At 55.3% G+C, this 322-nt stretch carries 1 protein-coding gene; it reads right to left on the bottom strand.

All coding sequences use genetic code 11. The features are described from left to right. On the bottom strand, positions 1 to 292 hold a 292-nt coding region (locus EG19_RS12065), incomplete at its 3' end, for a type I CRISPR-associated protein Cas7 (RefSeq protein ID WP_268746961.1). Between the last annotated feature and the right edge of the window lie 30 nt (positions 293 to 322).

The raw sequence follows: 322 nt of genomic DNA, 5'->3' as shown, positions 1-322 counted from the left end.
CAAACTGACGTGCCGGCCGCGAGGGGTCTCGACGGACTACTGTTACCCTTTCGAAGAGCTCGTGGGAAGGTGCCCGTCCCAGCTGGTTGTCGTGCTCAAAAATAATGAGTCTACGGGCAGCCATACTGCCAGCCGGTCGTGCCGCTGACTGATCGAACTGAAAAGCGGAAAGCAAAGCCTCCCAAAGCAAGGCTAAGTCTTCCTCGCTGAAGCCCGTTTGCTCGGCCAAAAAGGGATTGACAAAACCATAGGCAACGTAAACGGCATAGGGGACGGTAAACTTCCGCCCCATGGTGCGCTCCTTTTCCAAATCACGCTCATT

The organism is Thermoanaerobaculum aquaticum, assembly GCF_000687145.1.
GTDB lineage: Bacteria > Acidobacteriota > Thermoanaerobaculia > Thermoanaerobaculales > Thermoanaerobaculaceae > Thermoanaerobaculum > Thermoanaerobaculum aquaticum.
This window is presented reverse-complemented; position numbering and strand designations above follow the sequence as displayed.